Below are 6528 nucleotides of genomic sequence, written 5' to 3'. Positions count from 1 at the left end.
ACCGTCTCGATGAGGGAGACAGCGTGGAAGCACGCCAGCGCGCCGCCCCGCGCCGACCTGAACCAACGAAACCGCGGCCGCGCGCTTCTGGCGCTCGAGACGCAACAACGGCTCTTGAGCGAGGTGTACAGCGAATGGCCGCAGGATACGCTCGAGGTGTTGGAAATAAAGGGGCTCCCGGGCAATCCGGAGGGGCCTCCGAATAACCGCCACACCTGGGGCGGCATCCACCGCGTCATCTCCCCCACCGGCCTGGACTTCACCGAGTCCCGCTTCGAGTACGTCGAGATAATGATGAAGCTCGTCGGCGTAGAGGGCGGGACCCTCCACCTCGACCTCGGCACCGTGGACGAAGACGCCGACGGCAACTCGGTCCTGGGCCAGGAGATACTCGTGGACGGAAGGTTGATACCGGATAACGACAACGGGTACTGGTTTGATAATACTGAAAAACAGGAACAGGGCGGCGGTAAATCGCCGACGCCACCTGGCTGGTTCGCTTACCTAATCCACAACAAAAACATCTTCGACTCGGAAGACAACAACCTCAACGGCAACCTCGACACCGCCAACAACTACTTCACGTACGACATACCGCTGGACGAGGTCCTCAACGAACGCTCGCCGTACGTCGTCCGGGGGTCGAGGGACCCCAAAGCCCCGCTCGAGGCCGGATGGTACATATTGCGGGTGCCGTTCAACTTCGAGACCGCGGACGCCGAGGGCCAACCGGACGCCACCGGCATCCAGGTGCTGCGGTTCTGGCTCGAGGCCCGGACCAACGACGACTTCCCCTCGAGCTCGTCCGTCGTCCTCGCGACGGTGTCGTTCGCCGCGATGAAGTGGGACAAGCCGGAGCTCGACCCCGACAAGGGCCTTAACGAGATGAAGATCTCCACCAAGGACAGCCGCAACGACGCCGACTACGTCCCGCGGCGCGAGGTCGAAGACCCGGAGACGAAGACGCTCGAGCGCGAGCAGGCGCTGGTCGTGGAGTACATCCTCACGGACTGGGAAGACATCGGCGTCAAGTCCGAGGAGGGGTTCGTGGTGTGGGGCGCGGGCAACGACGAGTACGACACCGAGGACGCCAACCACAACGGCCTGTTGGACCCGGGCGAGGACGTGGGCGTCGGCCCGTACCACGTCGGCGCCGGCAACGGCCGGCTGGACGAGGAACCGGCGCCGGAAGGGTCCACCCGCTACACCACCTACCAGGGCCAGGACTACACGCACTACGGCAAGATGCGCTTCTACTACTTCAACCGCACGCCGCAGGACCGCGGCCGCCCCCCCTCCGACAACGACATCATCTTCATACGCTTCGGCGCCGACGAGAACAACTACTACGAGTATTTGACGCAGATGGGGGGGACACAGGAGTGGGTCGAGGTGACGGTGGACATAGAGCGCTTCCTGGGCCTGCAAGCCAAAGGCCAGCCGTTCATCCAGGCAGGCGAGGCGGTGGTCCACGAGCACTACCGCGTCGCCGGCGACCCGTCGCTGCTCACCGTCGTCGAGACCCGGGTGGGAATACGCACCAAGCTGCCGCGCGACGGCGGCTCGGGGGGATTTCTCGCCTACCGCGAGGTGTGGGTGAACGACATCATACTGCTCGAGCCCGAGGACCTGATCGGGCGGGCGATGCGCGCCAGCACCTCGCTCGACTTCGGCAACTTCATAAAGGTGAGCGGCGGCTTCCGCAACGTGGGCGCCGGCTTCGAGCAGATCGGCACTACCGCGACGGCCCGCTCTACCACGACCAGCAAAAACGCGGAGGCCACGCTCGAGCTCGCGAAATTCATGCCGGACCTGTGGAACGCGCGGATGCCGCTCTCCGGCTCGGCGAGCAAGTCCGAAACGGTCACCGAGGAGAAGTACGACCCCAAACAGTCCATCTACGCCCAGGGGCGCGCGGTCGGCGTATCGCGGCGCATCGGCATCATGTTCAGTAAGTACAAGCTGCCGAGCGGCGACTTCTCTTTTCGCAACTCCGATTCGCTCAACTATAAATACGGCCGCACCGTCGAGTCCGACACCTACAGCGGCGGCATGGACTACGACGTCTACCCCCGGAAGAGGTACTTGCCCACCAACGTCCGAACCGACTTCGACCGCGACTTCCAGAAGACGACCTACGCCCAGAAAGAGAAGGAGAGCACCAACACCGACTGGGTGACGGACGACAGCCGGAGCTCGGTAAAATTCGAACCCATCGAAGACCTCGAAATCACGCCCTCCTACGACTACGATTACACCCGCGACCGCATAGACAAGACCGAGGAGTCGTTCGACGAGACGTACGGCCTGCGCGCCGACTACTTCTACGTCAAAGGGCTCCGCCCCGGGACGTCCTACACCAGCAGCTACCGCGAAATAGTCCTGTTGGGAACCGAGGAGGAGACGCCGCCGGAGACGGACTCGGGCCCCAACCTCGGGCCGGCCGAGGTGTTGGACTTATCGCTCTCAACCTCGTACAACTTCTCGGTGCCGGTGGACGTGGGCAAACTGACCGACGAGCGCACCCGCGGCATCAACAAGTGGTCCATAACGCCCAGCTACGACCTCATCCGCTCGTCGAGCTATACCGATATGGCGGGGCGGGCGCCGATGTGGTATCGCATGGGCCGCGACCACGTCCTGCCCGAATTCACGGACACCCCCAAATACATCAACTCGCGGCGCCGCTACAGCATAACGGTCAATAACCGCTTTCACCCGCTCGAGTTCCTGGGCTACCGCGAGGGGACGAAATGGGAGAACTGGGACTTCATCCAGACCGACTTCGACTACTCCTACTCCAACGAGCTCTCGGTCATTACGGGCGGGCCCTCGCGCACCATAAGCACGACCTTCCCGGACGTGACGTGCCAGCTCTACGGCACCAAGAACTTCCCCCTCGTCGCGGCCTACCTCAACCGCTCGACGGTAGCCGCCAGTTACGTCAAGAGGAGGGTTTACCAACAGGACAACGACGTAGAAGTTCAACAGAAACCCGGCATTTCGTGGCGGGCGACGTGGACGCGGAACTTCCGGACGCGGGCGGACTATAATTACACCTACACGAAAACCCAGGAGCTCGACCCGGGCGATACGCCGACCGACAGGTTCCACATCCTGACGGAAAAGAACCCGTCGCTGACGCTGTACTACGACGTCGCCAACCCGCACGGCTTCAAGGTCCCGCTGTTGGGAACGCTGCGGTGGCGCAACGAGCTCAACCTGACGGCGGGCGTCTCCTTCACCGAGACCCGCGGCGTCGAGGCCGCCCAGGACGACACCGACGAGTGGATATATACGCTCTCGGGGGGATACTACGTTACGACCAACCTCCGCGCCGACGTGACCGGGACCGTGACCCGCTTCAAGAATTATTCCGGCATACAGCAAGATTACCGTACGGTAGGTATAAACGGTAATTTCGAAATAATCTTCTGACGGAACGGCGACGCGGTAAAAAAATCCTTGACATATAAGCGCGTTTATCCTAATTTTTTTCAAACGGAAGGAGAAACGACGGATGGATATGATCTACCAAGCCGGCCCCTTGGTGGCGGTTTTGTTTTTCGTCTCGATACTCACTATCGCCTTCGCGTTGGAGCGTTTCTGGGCACTGAACATCGCGCGCGGGAAAATACCCTCCGAAAAAATATTACCGCGGGTTAAAGAGTCCATCGAAGACGGAGACCTGGACGCCGCGGAGAAAAGCGCGGAGGAGCAATTGGGCTCCGTAGGCCGCGTTCTCGCCGCCGGCATCAAAAAGTATAAAGCGATGACCGGCAGGTTCGCCGAGCGGGGCCTCCGAAACGAACTCAACCTGGCGCTGCAAGAGGCCAACGTCATGGAAGGCGCGCTCCTGGAGCGCAACATAATCCCCATCGCGACCATCGGGTCCATCGCCAACCTTATCGGCCTGCTCGGCACGGTGGTCGGTATGATCCAGTCGTTCGCCGCCATCTCGGCCACGGGCGTGGGCGAGAAGGTAGCGGCGTCGAAACTGGCCCAAGGCATCGCGACGGCCCTCATCAACGCCGCGGGGGGCCTTATCGTCGCGATTATGGCGGTAATTTTCTATAACTATTTCCTAAGTCGCATCGATAAGCTGGTCTTTTCGATGGAAGAGGCTTCGGCAAACTTGCTCGAATACTGTTTGCTGTCGGAGCGCAGGCTAAAACGCTGAACTCTATAGCTTAGTTATATAACCCCGTTAGGAGAGGACGGAAAGAATGAGAAGGATAATCATTACGATCTGCTTCGTGCTGTTCGTAATCTACCTCGCTTGGTGGGTCGTCTGGTTCTTCGTTATGGGCCGCAACCTGTCGTTCGTCTTCGACACTATGGCGGCCTTGGGCGGCGCGGTCCGTATGGAAGAGAACATATATAATACTGAGAACGCCAACGTCCTGGGCCAGGGCGGCGCGGTGGTGGCGCGCGGCGGCGGCCTGGTCGACATGCTCTTCTTCCTGTTGCTCTTGACGCTGTTCTTCATCGTCGAACGCGCTACGATGTATAATACGGCGAAGGGGAAGATGACCCACGTCCGATTACTCGGCATAGTTAAAGAGCGCATTAATGCAGGCGACTACGGAGGCGCCTCCGCCGCTTGCAGGGACCAGAAAGGCGTGGTGGGCCGAATACTGGCCGCGGGCATAGAGAAGTACGCGCTCGTAAAAGGCCAATACGACGCCGCGACGACCAGGGCGGAGGTTCAGCAATCCATATCCGAGACCAACGCCATGGAAGCCTCGCTCCTGGAACGCAACCTCATCTTCATCGCGACTATCGCTTCCATCGGAACGATGACCGGCCTGCTCGGGACCGTCGTCGGGATGATCCGGGCGTTCGCGGCCTTGGCGGCCAAGGGCCGGCCGGACCCGAACAAACTCGCCACCGGCATCTCGGAAGCGCTCATCAATACCGCCGGCGGCCTGACCGTCGCCATTATCTCCATCGTCGCGTACAACTACTACCTCAACCGCATAGACAGATTCAACTTCACGTTCGAGGAATCGTCGAACGAGTTGTTGGCCCTCCTGACGGCGAAGGAGGAATAGAAGTATGGCCGGCGCAGATATGCCAGCCGCGGGAGGCGGCAAAGGCGTTAGAAGAAGGATCAGCATCTACATCGACATGACGCCGATGGTGGACGTTATCATACTGCTGCTCATCTTCTTCTTTATGACCTCCCAATTCAAAGAACCGGCCGCGGTGGAGGTAACGTTGCCCAAGCCGGGGGCCGGTGAGAAGTTCGTCAAGGTCAAAGAATCCAACGTCCTGACCATAAAGGTCGACGAGGCCGGTAAGGTCTACGTCGTCGATACGCGGTACCGGGAAGGGAAAGAAGTATCGCTCGAAGAATTGGGCAAATACATCGGCGCTTCCCAACAGAAAAACGAAAACCTCATCACGATTATCGACGTCTCGCCCCAGGCGGAATACTCGCGGATGATGGACGTCTTGGACGAATTCAAAATGGCGTCGGAGCAAACGGGCGTGAAGAAGATCTCGCTCCAGCTCGAGGAGGCGCCCGAGACGGCGGCGACGGCCGAGGCGGGCGGCTAAGAGCGCGAAGGGGTTCGTAATAACATGCTACGGAAAATGCAGCGGCGGGTTCAAGTCCGCATCGACATGACGCCGATGGTGGACGTCATCATATTGCTGTTGATATTCTTCTTTATGACGGCCACCTTCAAAGAACCGGACGCCGTAGAGGTCACGTTGCCTTCCGCGGCCGCCGGCGTAAAGATCCCCAAAGACGTCGATATCGTCTCGGTCGTCATCGACGGCCAGGGCGTCGTCTACGTCAACAATATACCCATCGAGCGTCAGGGCGACATTACGGAAAAAGTTAAAACAGCGCGTATCGAGGCTTTGAACGCGGGGGTCCCGCCGGATAAAATAATTTTCAACGTACGCGCCGCGGAGAGAGTCGAGTACGGCATACTCATCTCGGTTATGAAAGAGCTGCAGGCCGCCAACATCCTCGTCTTCAACCTGGAAGTCCAAAAAGAAGAAGGCGCCTGGTAACTACCGGACGCCGAAATGCGAAAGCGATTAAACGGCGGGGACGAACCCCGCCTTTTTTTTGCGTTAACCCGGGTGAAGACGCGTAATTATTTCGGTAACCTCCCGCACGTTATCCGCGACGACGTCGGCGCGCGGCTCGAGCTCCTTCGCCTCCCGGGCGGTTAAATGGCCGGTGAGCACGACGGCGGTGCGGCAGCCGGCGCGCCGGCCGGCCTCGACGTCGCGCGCGCTGTCCCCCACCATCCAACATTCTTCGACCGGGCCGGCGTCGGCGGCCGCCGCGAGGGCTTCGAGCAACAAACCCGGCTCGGGTTTGCGGCAGTCGCAGCCGTCTTCCGGTTTATGATAACAATAATATACGCCGTCTACCGGGCCGACCTCGCGGGCCAATTTAGCGGTCACGGCGTCTACGTCCGCCCGCGAGGCGAGCCCCCGGGCGACGACGGACTGGTTCGACACGACGTAGACCAACCACCCGGCGGCCTTGAACGTCTCCACCGC

At 60.5% G+C, this 6528-nt stretch carries 6 protein-coding genes; 5 read left to right on the top strand and 1 reads right to left on the bottom strand.

The features are described 5' to 3' along the window. The 5 genes from VMX79_09540 to VMX79_09520 form a co-directional block, all read left to right on the top strand. On the top strand, window positions 1-3438 hold a 3438-nt coding region (locus VMX79_09540; protein ID HUV87344.1), incomplete at its 5' end, for a hypothetical protein. Window positions 3439-3526: 88 nt separating this feature from the next. Beyond that, the gene (locus VMX79_09535) at window positions 3527-4180 is read left to right on the top strand and encodes a MotA/TolQ/ExbB proton channel family protein (protein ID HUV87343.1); all 654 of its coding nucleotides are present in this window, start codon (window positions 3527-3529) and stop codon (window positions 4178-4180) included. A 46-nt stretch (window positions 4181-4226) separates the two neighbouring features. Next, window positions 4227-5054, top strand: a complete 828-nt coding sequence (locus tag VMX79_09530; GenBank protein HUV87342.1) for a MotA/TolQ/ExbB proton channel family protein — start codon at window positions 4227-4229, stop codon at window positions 5052-5054. A gap of 4 nt (window positions 5055-5058) precedes the next feature. Further along, a complete protein-coding gene (locus VMX79_09525; protein HUV87341.1) occupies window positions 5059-5562 on the top strand; it encodes a biopolymer transporter ExbD in 504 nt (167 codons plus the stop codon). A gap of 24 nt (window positions 5563-5586) precedes the next feature. Next, complete coding sequence (locus VMX79_09520; GenBank protein HUV87340.1) at window positions 5587-6027, top strand: biopolymer transporter ExbD; 441 nt, start codon at window positions 5587-5589, stop codon at window positions 6025-6027. Between the two features lie 63 nt (window positions 6028-6090). Here the strand turns inward: VMX79_09520 and VMX79_09515 are convergent. Next, on the bottom strand, window positions 6091-6528 hold a 438-nt coding region (locus VMX79_09515; protein HUV87339.1), incomplete at its 5' end, for an HAD-IIIA family hydrolase.

This window comes from bacterium, from assembly GCA_035529855.1.
Classification (GTDB): domain Bacteria; phylum RBG-13-66-14; class B26-G2; order WVWN01; family WVWN01; genus WVWN01.
The sequence above is the reverse complement of the archived record's forward strand: the minus strand, read 5'-3'. Positions and strand labels throughout refer to the sequence as shown.

Bases quoted from the DNA above. Each gene is read 5' to 3' on its own strand.
- VMX79_09535 (HUV87343.1), top strand. From the start codon at position 3,527: ATGATCTACCAAGCCGGCCCCTTGGTGGCGGTTTTGTTTTTCGTCTCG.
- VMX79_09530 (HUV87342.1), top strand. From the start codon at position 4,227: ATGAGAAGGATAATCATTACGATCTGCTTCGTGCTGTTCGTAATCTAC.
- VMX79_09525 (HUV87341.1), top strand. From the start codon at position 5,059: ATGGCCGGCGCAGATATGCCAGCCGCGGGAGGCGGCAAAGGCGTTAGA.
- VMX79_09520 (HUV87340.1), top strand. From the start codon at position 5,587: ATGCTACGGAAAATGCAGCGGCGGGTTCAAGTCCGCATCGACATGACG.